At 44.3% G+C, this 23,035-nt stretch carries 25 protein-coding genes and 1 pseudogene; 6 read left to right on the top strand and 20 right to left on the bottom strand.

The annotated features are described in order from the left end of the window. Nucleotides 1-30: 30 nt before the first annotated feature. From ruvC to aspS, 3 genes are read right to left on the bottom strand one after another with little or no spacing between them, the layout of a single operon-like run. Nucleotides 31-549 (bottom strand): crossover junction endodeoxyribonuclease RuvC, encoded by a 519-nt coding sequence (gene ruvC, locus MADE_RS06575; protein ID WP_014948862.1) that lies wholly within the window; start codon nucleotides 547-549, stop codon nucleotides 31-33. Beyond that, nucleotides 549-989, bottom strand: coding sequence for a dihydroneopterin triphosphate diphosphatase (gene nudB, locus MADE_RS06570; protein WP_015066686.1), 441 nt, complete (start codon nucleotides 987-989; stop codon nucleotides 549-551). The genes ruvC and nudB overlap by 1 nt, the downstream gene beginning before the upstream one ends. A 3-nt stretch (nucleotides 990-992) precedes the next feature. Next, complete coding sequence (gene aspS / locus MADE_RS06565; protein WP_023559580.1) at nucleotides 993-2,753, bottom strand: aspartate--tRNA ligase; 1,761 nt, start codon at nucleotides 2,751-2,753, stop codon at nucleotides 993-995. A 200-nt stretch (nucleotides 2,754-2,953) separates the two neighbouring features. Here aspS and MADE_RS06560 point away from each other — a divergent pair, with 200 nt between their 5' ends. Both MADE_RS06560 and MADE_RS06555 read left to right on the top strand, forming a co-directional pair. After that, complete coding sequence (locus MADE_RS06560) at nucleotides 2,954-3,835, top strand: DUF72 domain-containing protein (RefSeq protein WP_232363104.1); 882 nt, start codon at nucleotides 2,954-2,956, stop codon at nucleotides 3,833-3,835. 78 nt (nucleotides 3,836-3,913) lie between these two features. Next, nucleotides 3,914-4,396 carry a GAF domain-containing protein gene (locus MADE_RS06555; protein WP_041912761.1) on the top strand — a complete coding sequence of 161 codons (483 nt, stop codon included), beginning with the start codon at nucleotides 3,914-3,916 and terminating at the stop codon, nucleotides 4,394-4,396. Nucleotides 4,397-4,407: 11 nt separating this feature from the next. On the opposite strand, the gene MADE_RS21180 is transcribed toward MADE_RS06555, so the two are convergent. The 10 genes from MADE_RS21180 to MADE_RS06510 all read right to left on the bottom strand — a co-directional run bounded on the left by MADE_RS21180 (nucleotide 4,408) and on the right by MADE_RS06510 (nucleotide 13,740). Then, nucleotides 4,408-4,596: a flagellin gene (locus MADE_RS21180; RefSeq protein WP_080652888.1), complete on the bottom strand. Its 189-nt coding sequence runs from the start codon at nucleotides 4,594-4,596 to the stop codon at nucleotides 4,408-4,410. Continuing rightward, nucleotides 4,581-4,763: a flagellin N-terminal helical domain-containing protein gene (locus MADE_RS21095; protein WP_015066681.1), complete on the bottom strand. Its 183-nt coding sequence runs from the start codon at nucleotides 4,761-4,763 to the stop codon at nucleotides 4,581-4,583. Before MADE_RS21095 ends, MADE_RS21180 begins: the two co-directional genes overlap by 16 nt. 161 nt (nucleotides 4,764-4,924) lie before the next feature. After that, a complete protein-coding gene (locus tag MADE_RS06545; RefSeq protein WP_020743186.1) occupies nucleotides 4,925-6,265 on the bottom strand; it encodes a sigma 54-interacting transcriptional regulator in 1,341 nt (446 codons plus the stop codon). Beyond that, nucleotides 6,262-6,846 carry a hypothetical protein gene (locus MADE_RS06540; protein ID WP_015066679.1) on the bottom strand — a complete coding sequence of 195 codons (585 nt, stop codon included), beginning with the start codon at nucleotides 6,844-6,846 and terminating at the stop codon, nucleotides 6,262-6,264. Before MADE_RS06540 ends, MADE_RS06545 begins: the two co-directional genes overlap by 4 nt. 2 nt (nucleotides 6,847-6,848) lie before the next feature. Beyond that, nucleotides 6,849-8,258 (bottom strand): sensor histidine kinase, encoded by a 1,410-nt coding sequence (locus tag MADE_RS06535; protein WP_020743184.1) that lies wholly within the window; start codon nucleotides 8,256-8,258, stop codon nucleotides 6,849-6,851. Nucleotides 8,259-8,308: 50 nt separating this feature from the next. Continuing rightward, nucleotides 8,309-8,590, bottom strand: coding sequence for an EF-hand domain-containing protein (locus MADE_RS06530; protein ID WP_023559576.1), 282 nt, complete (start codon nucleotides 8,588-8,590; stop codon nucleotides 8,309-8,311). 302 nt (nucleotides 8,591-8,892) lie between these two features. Beyond that, nucleotides 8,893-10,962, bottom strand: coding sequence for a putative bifunctional diguanylate cyclase/phosphodiesterase (locus MADE_RS06525; RefSeq protein ID WP_023559575.1), 2,070 nt, complete (start codon nucleotides 10,960-10,962; stop codon nucleotides 8,893-8,895). A gap of 177 nt (nucleotides 10,963-11,139) precedes the next feature. Further along, nucleotides 11,140-11,583 (bottom strand): tellurite resistance TerB family protein, encoded by a 444-nt coding sequence (locus MADE_RS06520; RefSeq protein ID WP_015066675.1) that lies wholly within the window; start codon nucleotides 11,581-11,583, stop codon nucleotides 11,140-11,142. 158 nt (nucleotides 11,584-11,741) lie between these two features. Continuing rightward, entirely contained in the window at nucleotides 11,742-13,418 is a 1,677-nt protein-coding gene (locus MADE_RS06515; protein ID WP_041912849.1) for a fused response regulator/phosphatase, read from the bottom strand. Between the two features lie 16 nt (nucleotides 13,419-13,434). Continuing rightward, a complete protein-coding gene (locus MADE_RS06510; RefSeq protein WP_020745625.1) occupies nucleotides 13,435-13,740 on the bottom strand; it encodes an STAS domain-containing protein in 306 nt (101 codons plus the stop codon). 171 nt (nucleotides 13,741-13,911) lie between these two features. Between MADE_RS06510 and yciH the strand changes: the two genes are divergently transcribed. The 3 genes and pseudogenes from yciH (at nucleotide 13,912) to pheA (ending at nucleotide 16,596) form a co-directional block, all read left to right on the top strand. Continuing rightward, nucleotides 13,912-14,244: a stress response translation initiation inhibitor YciH gene (gene yciH / locus MADE_RS06505; protein ID WP_015066672.1), complete on the top strand. Its 333-nt coding sequence runs from the start codon at nucleotides 13,912-13,914 to the stop codon at nucleotides 14,242-14,244. 59 nt (nucleotides 14,245-14,303) lie between these two features. Further along, nucleotides 14,304-15,103 (top strand): annotated as a pseudogene (locus MADE_RS06500) (response regulator). Between the two features lie 239 nt (nucleotides 15,104-15,342). Continuing rightward, nucleotides 15,343-16,596, top strand: coding sequence for a prephenate dehydratase (pheA, locus tag MADE_RS06495; RefSeq protein ID WP_015066670.1), 1,254 nt, complete (start codon nucleotides 15,343-15,345; stop codon nucleotides 16,594-16,596). Between the two features lie 60 nt (nucleotides 16,597-16,656). Here the strand turns inward: pheA and tyrA are convergent, their stop codons facing one another. Together tyrA and MADE_RS06485 are read right to left on the bottom strand one after the other, a co-directional pair. Continuing rightward, a complete protein-coding gene (tyrA, locus tag MADE_RS06490; protein ID WP_015066669.1) occupies nucleotides 16,657-17,811 on the bottom strand; it encodes a bifunctional chorismate mutase/prephenate dehydrogenase in 1,155 nt (384 codons plus the stop codon). Nucleotides 17,812-17,853: 42 nt separating this feature from the next. Then, nucleotides 17,854-18,942 (bottom strand): 3-deoxy-7-phosphoheptulonate synthase, encoded by a 1,089-nt coding sequence (locus tag MADE_RS06485; RefSeq protein WP_015066668.1) that lies wholly within the window; start codon nucleotides 18,940-18,942, stop codon nucleotides 17,854-17,856. A 371-nt stretch (nucleotides 18,943-19,313) separates the two neighbouring features. Between MADE_RS06485 and MADE_RS06480 the strand changes: the two genes are divergently transcribed. Next, complete coding sequence (locus MADE_RS06480) at nucleotides 19,314-20,030, top strand: enoyl-CoA hydratase/isomerase family protein (RefSeq protein WP_020744902.1); 717 nt, start codon at nucleotides 19,314-19,316, stop codon at nucleotides 20,028-20,030. Between the two features lie 72 nt (nucleotides 20,031-20,102). Here the strand turns inward: MADE_RS06480 and MADE_RS06475 are convergent, their stop codons facing one another. From MADE_RS06475 to rpsP, 5 genes are all read right to left on the bottom strand, one after another. Then, nucleotides 20,103-20,753 (bottom strand): trimeric intracellular cation channel family protein, encoded by a 651-nt coding sequence (locus MADE_RS06475; RefSeq protein ID WP_015066666.1) that lies wholly within the window; start codon nucleotides 20,751-20,753, stop codon nucleotides 20,103-20,105. A 129-nt stretch (nucleotides 20,754-20,882) separates the two neighbouring features. Further along, nucleotides 20,883-21,242, bottom strand: a complete 360-nt coding sequence (gene rplS, locus MADE_RS06470; protein WP_024015986.1) for a 50S ribosomal protein L19 — start codon at nucleotides 21,240-21,242, stop codon at nucleotides 20,883-20,885. An 18-nt stretch (nucleotides 21,243-21,260) separates the two neighbouring features. Next, complete coding sequence (trmD, locus tag MADE_RS06465) at nucleotides 21,261-22,022, bottom strand: tRNA (guanosine(37)-N1)-methyltransferase TrmD (RefSeq protein ID WP_015066665.1); 762 nt, start codon at nucleotides 22,020-22,022, stop codon at nucleotides 21,261-21,263. Then, complete coding sequence (gene rimM / locus MADE_RS06460; protein WP_020743178.1) at nucleotides 22,023-22,544, bottom strand: ribosome maturation factor RimM; 522 nt, start codon at nucleotides 22,542-22,544, stop codon at nucleotides 22,023-22,025. Between the two features lie 23 nt (nucleotides 22,545-22,567). Beyond that, a complete protein-coding gene (rpsP, locus tag MADE_RS06455) occupies nucleotides 22,568-22,819 on the bottom strand; it encodes a 30S ribosomal protein S16 (protein WP_015066663.1) in 252 nt (83 codons plus the stop codon). Nucleotides 22,820-23,035: the final 216 nt, after the last annotated feature.

The following is a 23,035-nucleotide window of genomic DNA, read 5'->3' as shown; positions in this document are numbered from 1 at the left end:
TCTCTGTAAAAGCGTTAGCTTTAGGCAGCGTTAACGCAAGCGGCCGCGAACGGTTTTTCGGGCTTGCCCTGCCATGTTTATCAGGCTCTGTTCGGTATGTGCATGACACAAGGCAACGGCCAAGGCATCTGCGGCATCGGCTTGTGGGGTGCCACTTAAATTCAACAGGTGCTTTACCATATGCTGAACTTGTGTTTTATCTGCGCCACCTTTTCCAACTACCGACTGCTTTATTTGCCTTGCGCTGTATTCAGCAACAGGAAGTTGCGCTTGCGTGGCTGCCACAATGGCGGCCCCTCTGGCCTGACCAAGCTTTAGCGCTGAATCAGGGTTTTTCGCCATAAATACTTGCTCAATAGCAAACTGGTCGGGTTTATATTGACGAATAATATCGCCAACACCGGTAAAAATATTTGCAAGGCGAGAAGGCAAATCTGCCGTACCAACGCGAATACAACCGCTAGCCACATACACGAGTTTACCTTGCTTACGCGCAATTAAACCGTAGCCTGTAATCCGAGAACCTGGATCTATACCCAGTATAACCATTAAGGCACACTCGGTACAAACAAAGATACCGCTTCTTTATTGGAGGGGGACCATAAACGCGCTAACGCTTCTTCTTTCGACACCCATTCATATTGCAAATGCTCAGTCAAAATTAAGGGTAGTTCACTGTTTATCTGGAGGGAAAATACGTGTTCTGTGTTATGCACAGTACCTGGCGGGTAGCGATGTAGCCAACGGCTACGAATTTCATATTGATTTTGTTTTTTGTGGTCGTTAAGGACAAACCCGTGTGCTTTGGCATCAATACCAATTTCTTCACACACCTCGCGATAAGCGGTTTCGATGGGTAGCTCACCCTCTTCTAACGCGCCGGTTACCGACTGCCAAAAGGTGGGGTCGTCTTGTCGCTGTAAAAGCAGCACTTGGTAGTGTTGATCAAACAACACTACCAGTGCAGATTCAGGCTTCTTATACGCCATAAATTACGATTGCTTTTTCACCGTAGCGATAGCAAGTTCTTCAAGCTGCTGAGGATTTGCAGGGCTAGGTGCCGACGTTAATGGGCAAGCTGCTGTGGTCGTTTTCGGGAACGCCATTACGTCGCGAATAGAGGTTGCGCCAGTCATAAGCATTACTAGGCGATCTAGACCAAACGCAAGACCAGCGTGTGGCGGCGCACCAAAGCGCAGCGCGTCAAGCAGGAAGCCAAACTTGTTCTTCGCTTCTTCATCGTCAATGCCAAGAATGTTAAATACAGTAGACTGCATATCTTCGTTGTGAATACGTACAGAACCACCGCCTAATTCAACACCGTTTAATACCATGTCGTAGGCGTCAGATAGGGCTTCAGCTGGGTTGGCTTTAAGCTCATCAGGCGTTAGGCCGCGCGGTGCGGTAAACGGGTGGTGAATAGCATGTAGCTGACCGTCAAATTCTTCGAACATTGGGAAGTCAACAACCCAAAGTGGCTTCCACTCGCCTTCAAGAAGCTCAAAGTCTTCACCCAGCTTAAGACGAAGTGCGCCCATCGCTTCGGTAACCACAGTGTAGCTGTCTGCACCGAACAATAGAATATCGCCACTTTGTGCGCCAGTGCGCTCTAGTATGGCGTTAGTGATGTCTTCAGTTAGGAATTTAAGGATGGGCGACTGCAGACCTTCAAGACCTGCACCAGCATCGTTAACTTTAATCCAAGCTAGACCTTTCGCGCCGTAAATACCTACAAACTTGGTGTACTCATCAATTTGCTTGCGCGATAGTGAGGCGCCGCCAGGTACGCGGATAGCCGCAACGCGACCTTTCGGGTCGTTTGCTGGGCCACTGAATACTTTAAAGTCAACGTTTGCAAGCAGGTCTGCAACGTCTGTTAGCTCTAACGGGTTACGCAAGTCTGGCTTATCGCTACCAAAGCGCTTCATGGCTTCTGCATAGGTCATGCGCGGGAAGTCGCCAAGGTCAACATCTAGCATTTTGTTGAATAAATCGCGGATCATACGCTCTGTAATAGACATTACGCCATCGGCGTCTAAAAACGTGGTCTCGATATCGATTTGGGTGAACTCTGGCTGACGGTCAGCACGCAAGTCCTCATCTCGGAAACACTTAACGATTTGATAGTAGCGGTCCATACCCGACATCATAAGCAATTGTTTAAATAGCTGGGGCGATTGCGGAAGAGCGAAAAATTCACCTTTGTGGGTACGGCTCGGTACTAGGTAATCACGGGCACCTTCTGGTGTAGCCTTAGTAAGAATAGGTGTTTCGATATCAAGAAACCCTTCTTCTTCTAGGAAACGACGTACTGCGCCGGTTACTTTTGCACGAAACTGCAAACGCTGGCTCATTACCGGGCGACGAAGATCAAGGTAACGATAGCGAAGGCGCTGCTCTTCTGAGTTTTCTTGGTTCCAATCTAACGGCAATACGTCAGCTTTATTGATCACTTCAAGGCCAGTGCCAAGGATCTCAATTTCACCTGTGCGCATATCTTTATTGATTTGTCCTTCAGGACGCGCACGCACCTTACCAGTAAGTTTAACGCAGAACTCGCTGCGCAGGGTATTAGCAACAGATAGCACCTCTGGTAGGTCTGGGTCGAACACCACTTGTACGATACCTTCACGGTCACGTAAGTCGATGAAAATTACACCGCCTAAGTCGCGACGCTTGTTAACCCACCCGCAAAGGGTAACTTCTTGTCCAATGTATGATGAATCGATATTCCCACAGTAATCTGTGCGCATGGTCGTTGACCCCTGATAATTTCTCTTGCTCGGCACGTAGTAAATTCGACGTAATTTTAAACAGAGTTTTGGGCTTATTAGTTTGACTAATTTCGCGTAAACTCTCTGGCCAGTGAGTTGGCCCGTCAGCTACATGCATAATGTAATGATTTAAAGGCCGCATAGTATAAACAAATGCTTGCTAAAGCCCAATGACAAATATGCACAATTCAGCCATATCCCGCGGAAATCTCTACATTGGTTTGCCAATGTGGCAACACAGCCACTGGCCCAATACGTGGTTCGCGAATTATCCGAAGTCAGATAACGCCCTTTCGATTTATGCCCAAGAATGTAATACGGTGGAAGGAAATACCACGTTTTACTCTCTACCTCACCAAGACGCGGTGATACGCTGGGCTAACTCGGTGAACGATGACTTTCGCTTTACCTTTAAATTTCACCAAAATATAACGCATGTGCATCAACTGCAGCACTGTGAGGAAGAAGTTGCCCAACAGCTTTCACTGCTAACCCCTCTTAAAGACAAATTAGGCGTGATGATGCTGCAATTGCCCGCATCGTTTGGCCCAGATAAACTGGGCGTATTGGAACAGTTTCTCGCAGCCCTGCCCACTGAACTGAATGTAGCGGTCGAGGTACGCCATTTAGCGTTTTTTGCCAAGGGTGATGAAGAAAAAGCGCTAAATCAGGTTTTAATTCGCCATAACGCTAACCGCATAATTATGGATACTCGGGCGCTTTTTACTGGCCCCTGTAATAATGCGCTGCTTGAAGAGGTAAGAGACAAGAAGCCTAGGGTGCCAGTTAATGTGATTGCCACCGGCAGTACGCCTGTAGTTCGGTTCGTTGGAAACGATGTAGACGATGATAACCTTCGCTGCTTAACGCCGTGGGTAAAGAAAGTCCATCAGTGGCTAAATGACGGGAAAGACGTGTATTTCTTTTGCCATCGCCCCGATAACAAAGACGCCCCTTGGCTTGCCCAGCAATTTATTGATTTATATAACTATCAAGCTTCGTCACATGCTTTTAATAACCTCTCGATAAAACACCAGCCTGAGCAAAACCCTTTATTCTAAATGCATAGTATTATTCTAATTAAACTGTAAACTAGTGGGTCTAGTTTTTCATATTTAGATTACCGCGATAGACTTTCAATAAACCATGAGTATGAAAAGGCGCGTCTTGCCGCGCTTGAATCGTTAGATATTTTAGACACGTCCCCCAGCGAACAGCTCGATGCATTAACGAAACAAGTACAAACAGAATTTAAATGTAAAACCTGTCTAGTTAGCCTTGTGGCAGAAGACCGCCAATGGTTTAAATCTCGACAGTGTATGGATGCAACAGAAACGCCACGTAATATCTCTTTTTGTACTTACGCGATTGCTGAAGAAGAGTATTTGATAGTCCCTGATGCCAAGGCCGACAAAATATTTGCGAATAACCCCTTAGTTACGGGTGAGCCCTACATTAGAGCGTATGCCGGATTTATATTGCGTAACAAGGATGGCTATGAATTAGGTACGCTTTGTTTACTTTATGACGAGCCTAAAGCGTTTTCTAGTGACAACATAGACACATTAAAACAGTACGCACGTATTACTGAAAACATTATCTTTTCAGAGCATTTGCAATAGTTTAGTGTTAGTTAACGCAATAAAAACAATACGTTTTGTGGTATTTGATTAGCCATAGATAACACGCTTATATTGGCTTGTTGCATTATTGAAAACCGCGTTTCTTCGGACGTAACGTTGGCATAGTCCGACTGTGTAACTTGCGCGTTCGCTCGTTCAACGTTTACGCTTGTATTAGAACGGCCTAATTTAGACCTAATATTTGATTACTAAGGCGCGTTGAAATTTGTAAGCCAGCGGCATCATCACTAGCGTTATTGATGCGAAGCCCTGAAGTAAGTTGCTCGAAAGAACGACTAAGCCCTTTATTGACGCCAAATAAGGTATTAGTGGCCTGCTGCGCTGCCACGTTGGTATGCAAAAACATAGTTGATCACCATATACATAACACCTTATATAAAGATAGTCGATTACGGCTGGCGATCAGCGTGGCAGGTCAAAAAACATACTAAAGAACAATTAAGAAAAACTAACGGCGGTATTTAAGCTATCTGGCGCGCCGTTAGTTTTTAAAGAATTAAAAGTTAACTACCTGAAATCGGCCGCATCTAACTCATGTTTTTTCATAAGCTTATGCATATCTGTGCGGTTTCTACCAGCCAGTTCAGCGGCCCGCGTTACGTTACCGTCAGTCATTTTTAGTAACTTATGTAGGTACTGCTGCTCGAAGGCATCTCTCGCTTCGGTTAGTGTTGGCCAGCTTTGCTTGGTAGCAGACAGTGCCTGCTCAACAAGGTGAAGTGGGATCACCGGCGTTTGCGTTAATGCTACACACTGCTCTACAACGTTGACTAATTGACGTACGTTACCCGGCCAAGATGAAGTTACCAGCTGCTGCATAGCGTCATCAGAAAACTGACTAACGTTAACACCGTGGCGCTGCGCACTTTGCTGTAATAAAGAACGCGCCAACAGCGGAATGTCTTCGCTACGAGATTTTAGAGACGGAAGTTTTAAATTCACCACGTTTAAGCGGTAATACAAGTCTTCTCTAAACGTGCTTTCTTCCATTTCCTTGTGCAGGTCTTTGTGGGTGGCTGAAATGATACGCACATCGATGTCGACATGTTTACTACTGCCCACTGGGCGTATTTGACGTTCTTGGAGCGCTCTTAACAACTTCACTTGAAGCGTCATGGGCATATCGCCAATTTCGTCTAAAAATAAAGTGCCGCCGTCGGCTTCCCTAAATAACCCGGGATGAGCGGCAACGGCTCCAGTGAACGCGCCTTTTGCGTGACCAAATAATTCTGATTCAAGAAGGTTTTCTGGCAATGCGCCACAGTTAATGGCTACAAATGGTTTATCGCTTCTATTGCTAGCCTTATGGATAGCATTGGCTAACAGCTCTTTTCCCGTGCCGCTAGCTCCGCTTATGAGCACTGACACTTCCCGTTTAGCTATACGAAAAGCTTGGTCTAACACATTGAGCATTTCTGGAGAACGAGTAATGATATCTTTCGCCCAGTCTCCCGGCTGCGCAGCTTGAGACTGGCTTAACGCTTTTTGAAGTAAAGTGCGTAGTTCGTCGTGATCCACAGGCTTAGGTAAGAAACCAAAAACGCCGCGCTGCGTTGCCGCCACTGCATCGGCAATGGTGCCGTGAGCTGTCATTAGAATAACGGGGATATCTTTCCTAATTCCCATTATTTCTTCAAACAGGCTTAACCCATCAAGACCCGGCATGCGCAGGTCGCTTAACACGACATCAAAGCTGTCATTTTGCAGTTTGCGTAGGGCAGACTGGCCATCTTCGACTGCCGTGACGTCATAACCTTCGCCTTCTAAGCGAATGGTTAATAAGCGCAATAAGCTTTTATCATCATCAACCAACAATAAGTTAGGGTTACTACTCGCCTTTTCGCTCACTGTTGTGTACTCCTGTTTTTATCCATCAGTGTTGCTTCAATTTGCAACAATTCTTCTAATTTTTTGCGCAAGTTTATTGCTTCTTTGTTTAGCGCTTCTAGCTGCTCGCCACGAGATGTATTTTCTTGCTCTAATACTACCATTGCTGATTCGAGCTGCATGACTTGGTTATTCTGCGCCCCCGCAACAACATTAATTAACTCTTGCGCAGCCGGCGTAAACCCACCCGCAATGTTATTCACCGCTAGTTGAGCCCTTAGCCTGTCTTGATACGGCGTGTCGTTCGGTAGCGTCAGAATATAAGCGTGCAAAGTGTCATATGCCGAATCACTGAGTGACTTCAACGTATGCTTGCGCTTAAGCCAAGGTTGGTTCGCTGCGTCTATCCATTTGTTTAACCAATAAGTTGCATCGCAATTGTGTTCAAAGGTTTGTGGCGGTTCATCAAACAAACAAAAACCGCGCTCTACTTTTGCTACCGGCGAGACCTTTTCGGCCTCATTGGTGTTGTCGTTATTTCTGGTTAAACTCTGACATCCTGTCAGTACCAGTAAGGCGACAATTAAACCACTTATTCTCATTTTTACTTTTCCTGCTGCGGAATGGTCACTCTAAAGCAAACATCGGCATAGTCTACATCTACCACGCGTACATCACCATGCATTAGTCGAGCGCAATCAGCAACAATAGATAAACCTAACCCAGTCCCAATTACATTATCGTTTCTCGGTTCCGTTCCTCGAATGAAAGGTTCAAATAAGGTGTGTACTGACTCTGGAGCAATGCGTTTACCGCGATTAGCCACGTCTAGTACAAGATTATCATTTTCGTTATAAAGATGTATGTTTATAGGTCTACCCACTGCACCATGTGCAACAGCATTAGACACCAAGTTATCAAGAACTCTTCTAAATAATTCCTCGTCTATTTTAACCTCGGGTGAGGTAATATTCACATCAACCTCTCTATCTTGAATAGCCAATGCATAGTCTTCTAAACATGCCGAAACTAGCTTGTTGGCATCGCTTACTACCATTTTAGGCTGCGCTTGCTGTAACAGAAGGTTATAGTCGAGTAGCTTTTCAACAAGCGTGTTTAAGCGTTGGGTACTTGCTGTAAGTAGCGAGAGAACCTCTCGCTGCCCTTTGTTCAGCTCGCCTACTACGTTTTCAGAAAGTAAGCTGCACCCTTCTTTTATGCTTGCTAAAGGGGTTTTTAGTTCGTGGGCGGCGTGCCGTAACAGTGCTGTTCTTATGTGTTCAAGCTGCTGAAGTCTGTCATAAAGCCAATGTAAGTCTTTTTCGACATCAATCAACTCTCTAGGTGCCTGACGCGACAACGGCGGTAACTGGCCATCACTTCGCGCCATTATCCTTATAATTTTTTTGAGATTATTAACAGGGTTAACAATAAGTTGACTACCTAATAGTATAAGAAGCAACGATACGCTGACCAGCATGGCGGTAGACCACGCTTGCTTCGCTTGCATTGCGTTTAGGTCGTCTTGTTGAAGCTTAACCCGTTCGTTAATTGTCGCTTCAACATCGTCACGTAGTAGTTCGACGCTGTCGCCAACTGACGCTAAATAGGCATTCAACAGCAGTTGATCTTCAATAGTTCGGTATTCAGCTAATTGGGATAGCTGCTCAGAAAGTCGAGAGCAGGTCGTGGGTATCGACAACGCCTGACAAAGATTATCTGCGGCTACGGCAAATTGCTCTATTGCGTTGTCGGAAAGAGATGCTACTTGTTCGTTTCTCAAAACGGCAAATTGGCGAACGCTTCTTTCAACGTCAACAACGGCATTATCAAGGCGCTGCATATCGCTAACAACATCTACCACAAAACGGGTTTCTAATGTTGTCATTTTACCTACTTTAGCCAAGTCGCTTTGACTTTGCCAAAGTAAGGCAATAAGGGGAATGAGGGCAAGTAAAAAACTACCTAGCGTTAACTGCCTCAGCGAGCCCAGCTGTACTAAGCGCTCGCTCAACGAAACCTTGTTTATCAGAACCTTACCCTCATTAGTTTGTCGTGTTTTATCTACTCACTTGCTGTGAGCTTTTTATTACCCGGCGTTAACTCACTTTTCACCAATTCGGCTTCAGAAAGCTTGCCATCTTCGTTATCGTCTATTAACCCAAAATTACGCAACAGCCCAGTATGGCGCACTGACTCTTTCAGAGAAATAAGACCGTCTTTGTTTGTGTCTAACTGCTGCAATAACGTGCGCGCGGGGTTTGCGTGCGCATCCGCTACGGATATGGCTTGTACTGCAGCTACAGCACAAAGTGCTATGAAAACTTTTTCGAGACGTTTCATCATGAATCCTCCGCAAAATGCTTATAAAATCCTTCTCTTTCGCTCTTAACTAGCTTCAAATCATTAACAATAAGAAGAGAGAAAAAGGCTGCTAGATACTATCACTAGTCTTCAATTAACCACTATCATAATTGCATTGAATTTTATTATGCCATTTTCAGACCAACAGTTAAAATAGGTTATAAATCAATGGCTTTTGTAAAATTAGATATTCACAATGAAAGGAACAAAGAAATTGTGTTGCAATAAAGAAACACTACTGTGAAACCATAACAATAGCTGTTAAAGGTTCACAGTAGGCGGTGCTAGGCCATCGCCGAGGCATCGTAACGGCAGGGAGAACGCACGAGCGCAGAAAGAGGGATAGGCTTGCTAAACAGGAAGCCTTGAACATTGTCACACCCGTGTTCTCTGAGGTAATCCCACTGTTCATGGTTTTCTATACCTTCAGCACAAACAGAAAGAGAAAGGCGCTTTGCAAGATCGATAATTGCACCGGTAACCAGTCGGCTGCGCTCGGAAGTTTGAAGTTCCGTAACGAATTGCCGGTCTACTTTCAATGTATCGATATTAATTTGAGTGAGGTAACTTAACGACGAATACCCTGTACCAAAGTCATCTAGGGCGATAGCACACCCCATATTCGATATTCGTCTGAAAAACTTATTGGATAAAGCAAAATTTTCAAGATAAGCGCTTTCGGTAACCTCAAACTCAACGTTTTCTGGATTTATGTCATATAAATTGAAAGTATTGTAGATATAGTCAAAAAGTTGATTACTCCTCAGGTCGTGCCCCGATAAGTTAATCGACGCTCTGAATGGTGTTAAAGCCCATTGCTTTAAATCTGGCATATCAATACAAACTTGCTTGATGATCCAGCGGGTTATGGCCGTTATTTTGCCCCCTTGCTCTGCAATGGGTATAAACTCATTGGGCATAACCAGCCCAAACTCGGGGTGTTCCCAACGGATTAATGCTTCAACGCCAACTACCTCACCTTCATTACTCACTTTAACTTGGTAGTAAACAACAAACTCATCGTTTAAGAGTCCTTGTTCAATGCCGTTTGCCAAATGAAGCTTACGCTTATGAGACTCGACCATATCTGGCGTAAACAACGTGTAACTGCCTCTTCCCCTGGCCTTCGACCGGTACATGGCCAAATCTGCATTGCTCATAAGCTCACTTAGGTCATAGCCTGCATCTGACGCTGTAGCTATACCCACGCTCAGACCTACGGTCAATGACAGCCCACGAAGCTCAAAAGGCTCATCAAAAGCGGTGATTAATCGGGTAGCCAGACGTTGCGCTTGTTCGGTGGAAGCATCTCTATCAGGAAGCACTAAAAACTCATCGCCCCCTAAACGAGCAAACAGGTCGCCATCACGCAATAAACACTTCACCCTATCTGCCACTTCGATAAGAATAAGGTCGCCAGTTTCATGGCCTAACGAGTCATTGATCCCCTTAAAGCCATCTAAATCAAAAAATAGAAGCAATAAGTCTTCGTCATTTCTTTTCGCTCTTGCTAACTCTAAACGCAAGTTATCAAGTACGAACTGTCGGTTAGGCAATCCGGTTAAGCTATCAAAATTAGCCAGCCTCGACATGGTCTCTTGCTGGTCCACCAAGGTTTGCTTTTGTTCAAAGTTAACCAGCAGCTCCACTTCAATAGCATCCAGCAAGCTATTGATGTTACGGGCAAGCTGACCGACTTCGTTAGAAGACTCTATCGAGTTTCTAAGCGCGTAATCTTTTGATTCATAAACCTCTTGGGTAAATTTCCCCAACGATGCTAAAGGTGAGAGAAGACGGTAGAAAATAAAGAAACATGTTCCCGTACACAATAGCCAGAATGCTAAAATAAATGGCACTTGCTTAATAAGTTGGCGAGTTGAGTTTGAAGCCTTAACTTCATTGGTATCAACGTAAATAACCAGGTGCCCCATTGGGTAAAGGCTACTGCCAATGATTTGATGTGCGGTGATCACGTCTTCATACTGTGCAATACCAAAAGGTACATTCTCTGGAGAGGTAGGTACTGCCTCATCGTCAAATTTTAATGATTGCTTGGGTTGTACTGTCGAGATAACCCTATAATCATTATCGTAAAGGGTTGCACTAAGAAGATATGGGTGTTCTTTAACAGGTTGGAATACAGAAGAAAGTAACGCATTATTACCTGGATTTTTTTGCATTAAAATCGAAAGCTGTAACGCAAGTGAGTTACTTAGCGCGGCCGTATTATCCGCGACAACAGTCATCACTGACTCACTGTGTTCTAACTTATTTACAATAGCTATTGATGTGGCCAAAATAGCCATAGAAACGGATATGACTAACCCGACAGAAATTTTTAAGGTTTTAAACACGTTTGTGCCTTACTGAACTACTTCGCCTTTGCCAAGCTGGCGATATGCAATAGGTAAAAAGAACCATTACGCAGTATCGATTTCGTTATTATTATTATGCGCTCAATAGTACGGCACGAGATAAGAAAATAAAACGGATTTTTAAATACCTATGGCGCGCTTGTTAAAACCCAAGTGTTACTGAGTGTTTTCAACAACGTCCAGCTTCGTTTTAATGTACTGACTGTGAGGGACGTATAATAAATCAGCAATTTGCCTGATTGTGCTTTCTTCAAGCGGGGCGAGGGATTCATCAGCATAAGCGATTGACCATAAGCTTTTTACAACACGCACTCTTTCATCAGCATTGCAATGCTTGTTCAGCACTTGCGTAAAATGTACAAGGTCTATGGCATCATCTGCGGTTTCTTGGCCTCTTTTAAGAAGCAGCGCCATCGCATCATCATCAACGTTAACGTGTTTTCTTAGCTGCTTCTCGTATTCTTCCCGTTCAGTCTCAGTAACTTGATTATCAGCATTAACGATTTCACTGAGCAAAGCTGCAGTCGCTAATTCCACAGTATAGGCAGGTTCGTTCTGTTTATGAGAGTCTTCAAAAAGTTTAAGGAATGATTTCAGCATAAATCCTCAGAGTTTGGGTGGCCTTTGTGCGCGTTGGTGTACGCAGATACGAGTATTTCTATTATGTTTACTAAGAAAAAGAGAAATTCGATTAATTGCTTAATAGGTTGGATAGTTTAGGCACTTTTAGCCTGTGCAATAGATTGCATGGCGATGACCTAACTTTGCGTGTCGATAAGACAAACGACTTTACTGCCTCCTTTTTCAAACCATATTCGTTCACACAATGCATGTATCAGCGGCAAGCCACGCCCGTAACTTTCTTCCTGAGTAGTGCAAGCAGTAGAGAACTTGCGCCCCCCGCCCCACTCAAACCCATCACCGCTATCCTCTACTGAGATAAGGACTTTGCCGTCTGATGGTACAGATTCAACCCGAATATTTATTCGCCCTTGATTTAGTACCTGCAAAGAGGCCTCGCGATTTTCGTAGTATTGTTGAAAACCAGAGCTATCAGCTTTGAGTTTAGAGTCTAGTTTTAAGATACCGTGTTCAAGGGCATTATTAAAAAGCTCAGACAATACGGTATAAATTATTGAACGAATACTTTGTATGCCCTCACACTGACCTGCCAATTGCAACACTCGCTGTAAAATATCTGGTTGCTTTAAATGCTTCGCATCTAGGGCAATGTCGTGAACGGACGGTAGCCCGTCATCGAATTTCTGTGAAACAGGAATATTGATAGGTTTGGCAGTAAATACGACTAAGGTGACATCGTCGTGGAATGACGCTGCACCACAATGTGCTTTCGCTCTAAGAAAAAGGGAGTCGGCTTCAATTTTTTCATGGGTCTGCATTTGATCTTTAATGATATCAATCAACCCTTCTTCAAGCAGCATCTCACCTTTATCATTGGCAATTTCAATCAAACCATCACTACAGATTATGAGTTGTTCGTTAGGCCCTAAACGAATGGCGTCGCAATCGGTATTGAGTTCGTGTTCGTCAACTATACCTAACGCCATGTGTCTTGATGTTATGGTTCTCAAGGACATATCTGTTTTTGCGGGAATAATGACAGCTGGCATACCGCCTTGCCAAAGGTTCACGCGATTGCCTTCAGCGTTGATCTCGCCTACTACCGCTGCCATAAACATGTCACTTGGAAGAAACGTAATGAGGATGCGATTTAACTCACAGATTATTTCAGCAATGGATACCCCTTGGTGACTGAGTTCCTGAAAAGCCTGTGTTACCGGTAACGCGCCTATAGCCGAGGCAAGACCGTGGCCTGTAAAATCTCCAACTACAAAGTACACCCCTCCACTTGGGCTAGCTTCACAAAGAAACAAATCGCCATTGAACGTTTCAGCTGGTTTTAAAAAGCAGTCAAAATGCGACAGCACCTCTGGCCGATTTACGATGGCATGGCTAAAAATGTGCTCAACGATAGCGTGCTCTCGGGCAACCCGCTGGTTAAACAACCTCAGCCTCTGGTTTTGCTGCTCTACGTGCTCACTTAACGCCCGTATTTTTAAGTGCGCTCTAATCTTGGCAGTTAAAATGTGACGGTCGAAGGGTTTAGTCGCAAAGTCATTCCCGCCAACTTCAAGACAGCGAACTAAACTTTCGTTATCTTCTAAAGCGGTAATAAAAAGAATAGGTAAGTAAGGACCTTTTGCAAGTTGGCGGATTTGCACGGCAACGTCAAAGCCTGAAAGACCCGGCATAACCACATCAAGCAAAATTAAGTCAGGCTGCTCTTCGATAAAATGCTGTATCGCCTCTTCACCATTTACCGCTTCAATACAGTGTTTATAACCAGCGCTGTAAAGCATATTGGTCAATAATGTACGATTGATGGCTTCGTCATCAACAATAAGGATTTTCACAGCCGTCACTTCGCCGTTACTTGATGTCAAATTTCTTATCGAAACGAGATATTTTTAAAATTTTCGCAACCTGAGGACGGGCGTTTTCGATACTGTATGACAATTCCTTGTTGGCTAACGATTTTTGCATATTAAGCAGCATGCCTAATGCAGAACTGTCCATATATTCGGTTTGCGATAGATCCACGGCGATATGTGCAACATCATCGTCAAGTTTATCGTAGGCGTTTCTGAAGTCTTCTACTTTGCTGAAATCAAATTTTGTTCCCACATCAATAACCAAGGTTTGTCCCTGATTTTGATAGCTCGACCTTATTTCCATATGCGTTCCCTAATGTTGTGCGCAGAAATGCTTCATCAGATGCTTTTATCTTTGCTATTCTTATCTTAGTTGAACTTTTCTACATCGCCATCAGTGAAATCTAAAACTTTCGTATAATTATGTTTTAGATAAGGTCATTAAGATGGAAAGACAAAACGTATTGAGGTATTTATGCAAGATTGGCAAGACGCTCTTTTGGTCTACAGTACAGAGAGTGGCAAAATAAAGCCTGAGCAAAAAGCAGATGAGCGCTCGGTTTCTTCGGATGGCATTGTTCGCATTCACAGAGAAACCAAAGGTCGAAAGGGTAAAGGCGTGTCTCTAATTAAAGGTTTAGACCTACCTTCTGACGATCTAAAGAAACTAGGCTCAGAACTTAAAAAGAAATGTGGGTGCGGCGGTGCAGTTAAAGACGGTGTTATCGAGGTACAAACCGATGACAGAGAAAAACTTAGAGCACTGCTTACCGACAAAGGTTACAAAGTTAAGCTTGCTGGTGGTTAACTAAACGCACCAGCGCACAAGCTCCCTTTTTCATAAACATATAACAAAAAGAGTCTGAAATGGAAAAGCTGTCAATTTCTGATTTACATATTATTTTGGTTGAACCATCTGATACGCAACGCAAAATCATTACTACGTTGCTATTAAAAGAAAACGTTAAGGAATTGACCCTGTCAGTACCCTTTCAGAGGCCCGTTCTGCTGTAAAAGCGCACGGCGCCGACCTTATCGTGAGCGCCATGTACTACGAGGATGGAACCGCTTTAGAACTGCTAAAATTCATAAAAGAAGATGAAGCGTTTAAAAGTATTCCTTTCATGCTTGTGTCCAGTGAAAATAGACTCAGCAAATTAGAAGAGTTTAAACAGGCAGGAGTGGCGGCCATTCTACCTAAACCCTTCGAACCTCTCCATCTGTCTCGCGCGCTTAATGCAAGCTTAGATTTAATTAATCACGACGAACTTGAGCTGGATTTATTCGACGTTCACGACGTCCGCGTATTGCTTGTTGATGACAGTAAGTTGGCAAGAAATCATATACGTCGAGTTCTTGAAGGCATGGGGCTACAGCGTATTCGAGAAGCTGAAAATGGTGCCGCTGCACTTACGCTCATTAAAGACGAGCCTTTTGACTTAGTAGTTACCGATTACAACATGCCCGAAATGGACGGCCGCGAGCTGTCTGAGTTTATACGCTTTAACCCCGAGACCACCCATATCCCTATTATTATGGTGACCTCAGAGGCAGCTGATAGTGCGCATATGGCAAATATCCAGCAGACCGGTGTTAATGCACTATGTGACAAGCCATTTGAGCCAAATGAAGTAAGACAAATGCTATCTGCCCTACTCGGGAATTAATGACTTCCTCATACACCCCTTAAACGTTCGCCGTAGAAGATTAATCTCATCAAAGCTACGGCGAGCTTATTTTTATCACTTTTTCAAGTGCACCATAACAAAAACAATAACACTTATTGTAAAAATGGGTTGACACCAACAGGTGTTCAACATACATTCAAAGGTATGAAACAGAATATAAAGCACGTAGCCATTTTCTTTTTTGCGTTTACATCCTTTTATTAGGGAGGCGCAGCTACATGCATGAAAACCTCCCACCCGGGAGGTTTTTTTTTAGCAGAATTTTCTTACAAGATACGCACGGGAATGATATGTCAGACAATGCACTAGATACTGTTAGAGAGCGAATTACCGCACTAGACAGTGAGTTACTTACCTTACTTTCAGAACGCAGAAAGCTAACTAATGAAGTCGCTGAGACAAAAATTAGACATCACATTCCTGTGAGAGATCAAAAGCGCGAAGAGCAGCTCTTAGTACGACTGATAAAAGAAGGTCAAGATATTGGACTAGACCCCCATTACGTGACTCAAATTTTCCATGTCATTATTGAAGACTCGGTGTTAAACCAACAGGCAATGCTTGCTGAACGCGCAAATCCTGGTAGCACGCTTCCGTTAAACCGTGTGGCGTTTTTGGGTGACAAAGGCTCGTACTCTTACCTTGCAACACAGAAGTACTTCTCACGTCGCCCTGGCGAGCTGTTAGAAATTGGCTGTCAGAGTTTCGCCGAAATCATTCATAAAGTGGAAAGCACAGAAGCTGACTATGCGGTACTACCAATTGAAAATACGACTTCTGGCAGTATCAACGAAGTATACGACCAGCTTCAGCACACCCAATTAAGTATTATTGGCGAGCTCACTCACCCCATCCGTCATACTCTTTTAGTGGGAAGTGATACCAGCATAGATAAAATTAAAACGCTGTACGCCCACCCTCAAGTTTTTACTCAGTGCAGCCATTTCCTTGCGGAGCTAGGCAATGTAGAAGTAAAAACTATGGACAGCACGTCATCTGCCATGTTGACCGTGAGCGAGCTCAAACGGGACGATGTGGCAGCAATAGGCAGTGAAGCTGGCGGTAACTTATATGGCTTGATGGCAATTAAGAGTAATTTAGCTAATCAAAAAGAAAACCACAGTCGCTTTATTGTCGTTGCGCGCAACCCTGTTGTGGTACCACTTCAAGTGCCGGCCAAGACCACCCTTGTGATGTCGACCATTCAAAAACCTGGGGCGCTGGTTGAAGCACTGCTAGTGCTAAGAGAAAACAGTATTAACATGACTAAGCTAGAGTCACGCCCTATTCCGGGTAACCCATGGGAAGAAATGTTTTATATTGATGTTGAGGGCAACGTAGAGGACGGCCCCGTCCAAAATGCGCTAGACTCACTACGTGGCATAACGCGCTACATCAAAGTACTTGGATGCTACCCAAGTGAAGAAATTAGCCCGACTAAAGTAGCTGCGGCAAGTGCATTAGCTGACTAGTACAAAAAGGCGAGCTTTAAGCTCGCCTTTCGTTTTACCTATGTCGCTGATACCGAATACTTATTTATCCCGTAATAGTTGGCCATCATCCGCTTTTAACAACATTTGTTTGCTGTCTACCAGGCATTTTTTCGCGTAGTCACCAAACCATGCCCCCACCTTCATAAACTGCTCTACAAACCCTTTTTTATCTCCGCTTTCAAGCAACGACAACGCAAGGCCAAATCGCTCATAAAAACGTCTAAGAAGGGCAAAGTTGTCGGGATTATTAAAGATAATATCTGCGTAGAGCTGAGGTGATTGAGCAAATAACCGACCCACCATTGCAAGCTCTAGCCGATAGATTGGTGAGCTAAACATGGTCAACGATTCCAAGTTAGGATCTTCACCTTTTAAGTGTTGTCCATACACAAAGGTGTTAAAGTGGCGCATAACCTGTATATAGGCCATGGCCTGGTCGTGCTCTTGCGCAGTAGAGTCATGTATGGTCGCTCCCCAAATGCGCATTTGCTCGATTAACCAAGCATATTTGTCGCGGCTTCGTCCCTCACACACCACAACAACCTGCTTGATCATACCCGGGGCGTCTGGGCCGAACATAGGGTGTAACCCCACCACTGGGCCTTTGTGCACCGTAAGCATTGCCTCTAACGGCTTTGCTTTGATACTGGTAATATCCGCTAGTACGCAATCGTCCGGCAACATGGTGAGCTTTTCGATAACGGCTTCGGTCAAGTTGATGGGTACGGCCACAACAACTAAAGATGCAACGCTTAGCCGCGCTGTCGCTTTTCCGCTCTCCCAGTCCTCTTTTTCAACAATTGAAACCTGGTAATTACTGCGTTCAAACAAACTCACAAATACTCGGCCAAGGGCACCTGCCCCGCCGATCACAACCACGTTATCCACATCAGGTTTAACGCAGCGATAATTGTTATTTTGAGTATGGTAAGACTCTCGCATTACGCGACGTAACAGGTCTTCGGTTAAGTCAGGCGATACACCCAATGCTTCGGCCTGCGCACGGCGTGAGGCGATAAGCGCCTTTTCACGCTCTGGTACGTAAACAGGCATACCAGCTTCGGCTTTTATTTGCCCGACTTGAGTGGTTATTTGATTGCGTTTTGCGAGTAACTCGACGAGCTGAGAGTCCAGCTCGTCGATACCTTCACGCAGCGTATCAAGCTTTTTTAACTGCTGCGAAAATTCGGCCATTGTGTCTTGTCCTTGAATCAAACGGCACGTAGGCTAATAGGCTTAAGCCACCGTGCGCTTATTTTGACGTAAGGGTAGCACAGTTATTAATTTATCTCTGGTTTGAGTAATTAAGTTTTCTGTGGTTTGCCAGTCGATACAACCATCTGTAATCGAAACCCCGTATTCTAGTTCTTCAGGCTTTTTGCCTTCTGCTTTTTGATTACCAGGCTTTAAGTGGCTTTCTAGCATAACGCCAATGATAGACTGATTGCCTTCAAGAATTTGGTTCACCACGTTTTGCGCAACTAACGGCTGACGGCGATAATCTTTAGACGAGTTAGCATGGCTGCAATCAACAACCAAGCCCGCGGTTAGGCCCGCATCTTGTAGTTCAATTTCGCACTCAGACACGCACACAGAGTCATAGTTAGGCTGCTTACCACCACGAAGGATAATATGGCCGTCTGGGTTACCGCTGGTCCCAATAATGCTTACCTGACCTTGCTTATTAATACCCATAAAGCGATGGCCAGATGCGGCCGATTTAAGGGCATTAATCGCAATATCTAAACTTCCATCTGTACCATTTTTGAAACCCACTGGCATAGAAAGACCACTTGCCATTTCACGGTGAGTTTGAGATTCAGATGTACGCGCTCCGATAGCCGCCCAGCTAAATAACTCTGCCAGATACTGTGGGCTAATTGGGTCTAGCGCCTCGGTTGCAACAGGCAGCTCTAGCTCTGCTAGCCAAATCAGTAGTTCTCTTGCTTTACGTAAGCCCGTTTCAATATCAAACGTACCGTCGATGTGGGGGTCATTTATTAGGCCTTTCCAACCTGTAGTAGTGCGCGGTTTTTCAAAATAAACGCGCATTACAAGAAAGAGTGTATCTTTGCATGACTCGTGAAGTTCTTTCAGCTTAAGCGCGTATTCTTTCGCAGCTTCTACATCGTGAATGGAGCATGGACCACACACAACTAGCATTCTATGGTCGCGGCGATGAATAATATCTGAAACGATTTTTCTTGAATCAGAAATGGCGGCGAGCGCTTTGTCTGAAACAGGCAGTTCAGCGCTTAACGCTTCTGGGGTAATAAGTACATCTTCTGTACTTACGTGAACATTATTTACGGTGTCCTTGATCATGGGAGCTCTCTTACTCTCTTAACTTCAAATAAAAAACGGAAAACTAAAACGCTAAAAGAGTGTGCAATCGGCATGTAAACTTTGTTGTACAACCAGCTTTTTCTATATTTCTTTAACGTCATTGACTTTTTAACAACTTAAGCGTAATAGCGCAAGCAATAACGAATAATACTTTATTCTAAGCTAGATTCGTAGCAAAACAGCGTGACTTATTGGCAAGCATCGATAGCATTCGATTAAATAATGACCGGCAGTTAGGATTCGGTCATTTAACCGCTGCTAGAATAATTAACCAACATAAATAAGCTAAATTTCTCATTCCTCTCAAGGATTTTGTATTATTGCAACAACGCAATAATAACGAGAAAACAATGCATAATTTAGTTATCACCTACACAGACCACGTTGCCACGTTAACCATGAAAAATGGTGAAAACCGCCACAACCCGCTTTTTGCCAAAGAGATGCTGTCTGCATTAGATACCATCAAAAGCAATGAAGATTGCAAAGCACTGGTGATCACGTCAAACGACGAAAAATGTTTTAGCTTAGGCATTGATACTGACTGGCTGATGCCGGCGATGAAAGCTGCTCGTACTGAAGAGATCAAGCAGTTCATGTATGACATGGACGACGTGTTTAAAACACTCCTGCTTTACCCACTTCCTGTGATAGCGGCAATTAACGGTCACGCTTTTGGCAATGGTGCTATATTGGCGTGCGCGTGTGATTTCCGGTTTATGCGCGCAGATAAAGGTTTCTTCTGTTTTCCAGAAGTTGACCTATCTATTCCTTTTCTTCCGGGCATGATTGAGTTTGTCAAAAAGGCAATGCCTTACTACCGCTTTAACGAAATGAAGTTATCTGGCAGACGTGTTTCTGGTAAAGAGTTAGAAGACGACCATGTTGTAGAAAAAGCATATGACTCACAGGCGTCTTTGATAGAAGGCGCAGTAAACTATGCAAAAACCTTCGACAAAAAGCGTAGTATTTTTGCCGAGCATAAAAAGCGCCTGCATAAGCATATTATCCACACCATTAATATAGAGAATAAACCCATGATTGAAGCGCTTACTCTTATGGTTTAAATAACGTTTTTCTCATGCAAGCTGTGTAACGCGAGCGTTTTACACAGCCTTGTATAGCGCTGACACTAGTGGCTATTCAGTGCTACTCTCTTTTTTCTGTTGTCTAGGCGTTCGCTTTCTGAACAGGTCAACATTGACGCCCCAGTGAAGTGATGCAATCCGCAATAGCACCGTAACGCCAATAGAGCCTAAAATACACCATATGTAAGGTATATCGAGCGCAAATAGCGCAGCATAAGTAAGACCCCCGGCGAAGCAAGCGCTGGCATAAACATCACCACGCATAACATAGGGAACCTCTCGGCAAACAACGTCCCTCATCAAACCGCCAAAGATGCCTGTCGTCATCCCCATGGTTAATGCGACAATCATTCCTGTTCCGCTAATCAATGCCTTTTCTATGCCTATCACGTTGAATATGGCAAGCCCTACTGTATCAATCAAGATGAAATAAAAATTTGAAGGTGATGGGAAGTAGCGTATGAATAATACGGTAACAAATATTGCGCTGTAGGTTGCTAAAAGGTATTCAGAACTATCTACCCAGAAAATAGGTTTACCTAACAATAGGTCCCTTAAGGTTCCGCCGCCTAATGCCGTCATTACGCCAACAACCACTATACCGAAACCATTAATATTCTTTTCGTGTCCCAACAGTGCGCCTGATATAGCGAAGAAGGCAACACCGATAATGCCTAGCACGATAAAATATTCGGAAGTCATTCTGCTCTCTATTAAAAAACCTTAATGTAGGTAATGGATAAAACAGAAAAAAGATCGGATTTTAAGCACAAAAAAACCCGCTTGAAGCGGGTTTTTTCGAAGTTAACAATAACGCAAGGATTAGTAATCTTAGTTAAGCTTCTCTTTGATACGTGCAGATTTACCTGAACGCTCACGTAGATAGTAAAGCTTAGCACGACGAACCGCACCGCGACGTTTAACTTCAATTGAAGAAACTGCCGGGCTGTGTGTTTGGAACACACGCTCAACGCCTTCGCCGCTAGAAATTTTACGCACGGTAAAAGACGAGTGCAGACCACGGTTACGCTTAGCGATAACAACACCTTCATAAGCCTGAAGACGCTCTTTGTCACCTTCGGTAACGCGAACTTTTACAACTACTGTGTCACCTGGACCAAACGCAGGAACATCAGTTTTTAGCTGTGCTTCTTCGATTTTTTTGATGATATCTTGACTGACTTTGCTCATCATATCCTCTCGTCCTAGTTAACTGTCATCTTGCCGCAACAGTGCTTGATATTGATCAAGCAAACGTTGTTGCTCCTCAGTCAGAGCTAGGTGATTTAACAAATCAGGGCGACGCTGCAAGGTTCTACCTAAAGACTGCATCAATCGCCACTGCCTAATTTTTTCATGATCACCACTTAACAACACCTCGGGCACCTTTTGACCATCGAGTATTTCGGGCCGCGTATAGTGCGGACAATCCAAAAGACCGTCAGTGAAAGAATCTTCAACCGCTGAAGCTTTATGCCCCAACACGCCAGGAACTAACCGTGCAACTGCGTCCATAAGAACCATTGCAGGTAATTCACCGCCGCTTAGCACGTAATCACCAATAGAGACTTCTTCATCTACATGGCTTTCGATTACTCGCTCGTCGATACCTTCATATCGACCACAAATTAAAATTGTGCGGTCGATACTGGCTAGGCGCTGAACGCCAGCCTGATCAAGGGGTTTCCCTTGGGGTGATAAGTAGATCACCTTACTGTTTTCGCCGCCAACTTTCTTGGCAGCCTGTATTGCGTCGGTAAGCGGTTTTACCATCATCAACATGCCGGGGCCGCCTCCGTAGGGGCGGTCGTCAACTGTGCGATGGCGGTCATGAGTAAAGTCACGGGGGTTAAACGTGTCAACCATTACGGTTCCAGACTTTACAGCTCGCCCTATTACACCCTGCTGAGTGAATGGGGCAAACATATCTGGAAACAGGCTAACAACGCCGAACCACTTTTCCGGTGTCACTTAAAACCCCGGGTCCCAGTCAACTTTAATGACCTTCGCTTCCTTATCCACCTCTTGTACGACTTCGTCGAACACAAAAGGTAATAGTCTTTCTTTTTGACCAAAAGCATCGCCTACATTCGCTTTAACGTGAATCACGTCGTTAGCACCTGTATTAAACACTTCTTTCACCACACCTAAGTCGTAACCTTGCGTTGTTACCACTTTCATGCCGGTGAGCTCACGCCAATAAACCCCTTCGTCACCTAAATCAGGCAGCTGTGAAGCGTTTATGTTGATATCCAAGTTTTTGATGCGCTCTGCATCGTCTCGACTATCAACGCCCACAATTTTTGCAACGAGGCTTTTACCGTGCGGTCGCCATTGGTCAATTTGGTATTCTTTTTCTTCGCCAATAAACCATGGCGCATACTCGAAAATACCTTCTGGCGTTTCTGTATAGCTGTTGATTTTGACCCAACCTTTAACACCGTACGGTGCGCCAATTTTGCCAACAATCACTTTGTCAGACGCTAGACTCATCTATACCACCAGTTAATAACAGCTTACGCTGCAGATTTTTTCGCTTCTTTTACCAAGCTAGATACGCGATCTGATAAGCTCGCGCCTACGCCAACCCAGTAATCAACACGCTCTAGGTCTACGCGAAGACGCTCCGCTTGACCTTGTGCAGTTGGGTTGAAGAAACCGATGTTTTCAATGAAACGACCGTTTCTTGCACGGCTGCTATCAGCAACCACTAGTTGATAAAATGGACGCTTTTTCGCGCCACCACGCTGTAAACGAATAGTAACCATAAATGCCTCAAACTCGTTGTAGCGTTACCGTTAACTTAAGCCTTCATTTAACGTCTAAAAATTAGACGCCAATTGGAAGGCCGCCGAATTATACGGATATCACCGTTCAATGCAAGTAAAAACCTGATTTATCCTTTGTTTAGTTCAATATCGCTCCCGTAAGTAGGCGATGGCCTAAGAACGCAAATACACATGCATGGTCTTTCGCAAATTTCT

The organism is Alteromonas mediterranea DE (assembly GCF_000020585.3).
Taxonomy (GTDB): Bacteria; Pseudomonadota; Gammaproteobacteria; order Enterobacterales; family Alteromonadaceae; genus Alteromonas; species Alteromonas mediterranea.
The sequence above is the reverse complement of the archived record's forward strand: the minus strand, read 5'-3'. Positions and strand labels throughout refer to the sequence as shown.

Bases quoted from the DNA above. Each gene is read 5' to 3' on its own strand.
- ruvC (WP_014948862.1), bottom strand. From the start codon at position 549: ATGGTTATACTGGGTATAGATCCAGGTTCTCGGATTACAGGCTACGGT.
- nudB (WP_015066686.1), bottom strand. From the start codon at position 989: ATGGCGTATAAGAAGCCTGAATCTGCACTGGTAGTGTTGTTTGATCAA.
- aspS (WP_023559580.1), bottom strand. From the start codon at position 2,753: ATGCGCACAGATTACTGTGGGAATATCGATTCATCATACATTGGACAA.
- MADE_RS06560 (WP_232363104.1), top strand. From the start codon at position 2,954: ATGCACAATTCAGCCATATCCCGCGGAAATCTCTACATTGGTTTGCCA.
- MADE_RS21095 (WP_015066681.1), bottom strand. From the start codon at position 4,763: ATGTTTTTGCATACCAACGTGGCAGCGCAGCAGGCCACTAATACCTTA.
- MADE_RS06540 (WP_015066679.1), bottom strand. From the start codon at position 6,846: ATGAGAATAAGTGGTTTAATTGTCGCCTTACTGGTACTGACAGGATGT.
- MADE_RS06530 (WP_023559576.1), bottom strand. From the start codon at position 8,590: ATGATGAAACGTCTCGAAAAAGTTTTCATAGCACTTTGTGCTGTAGCT.
- MADE_RS06520 (WP_015066675.1), bottom strand. From the start codon at position 11,583: ATGCTGAAATCATTCCTTAAACTTTTTGAAGACTCTCATAAACAGAAC.
- MADE_RS06510 (WP_020745625.1), bottom strand. From the start codon at position 13,740: ATGGAAATAAGGTCGAGCTATCAAAATCAGGGACAAACCTTGGTTATT.
- yciH (WP_015066672.1), top strand. From the start codon at position 13,912: ATGCAAGATTGGCAAGACGCTCTTTTGGTCTACAGTACAGAGAGTGGC.
- pheA (WP_015066670.1), top strand. From the start codon at position 15,343: ATGCATGAAAACCTCCCACCCGGGAGGTTTTTTTTTAGCAGAATTTTC.
- tyrA (WP_015066669.1), bottom strand. From the start codon at position 17,811: ATGGCCGAATTTTCGCAGCAGTTAAAAAAGCTTGATACGCTGCGTGAA.
- MADE_RS06485 (WP_015066668.1), bottom strand. From the start codon at position 18,942: ATGATCAAGGACACCGTAAATAATGTTCACGTAAGTACAGAAGATGTA.
- MADE_RS06480 (WP_020744902.1), top strand. From the start codon at position 19,314: ATGCATAATTTAGTTATCACCTACACAGACCACGTTGCCACGTTAACC.
- MADE_RS06475 (WP_015066666.1), bottom strand. From the start codon at position 20,753: ATGACTTCCGAATATTTTATCGTGCTAGGCATTATCGGTGTTGCCTTC.
- rplS (WP_024015986.1), bottom strand. From the start codon at position 21,242: ATGAGCAAAGTCAGTCAAGATATCATCAAAAAAATCGAAGAAGCACAG.
- rimM (WP_020743178.1), bottom strand. From the start codon at position 22,544: ATGAGTCTAGCGTCTGACAAAGTGATTGTTGGCAAAATTGGCGCACCG.
- rpsP (WP_015066663.1), bottom strand. From the start codon at position 22,819: ATGGTTACTATTCGTTTACAGCGTGGTGGCGCGAAAAAGCGTCCATTT.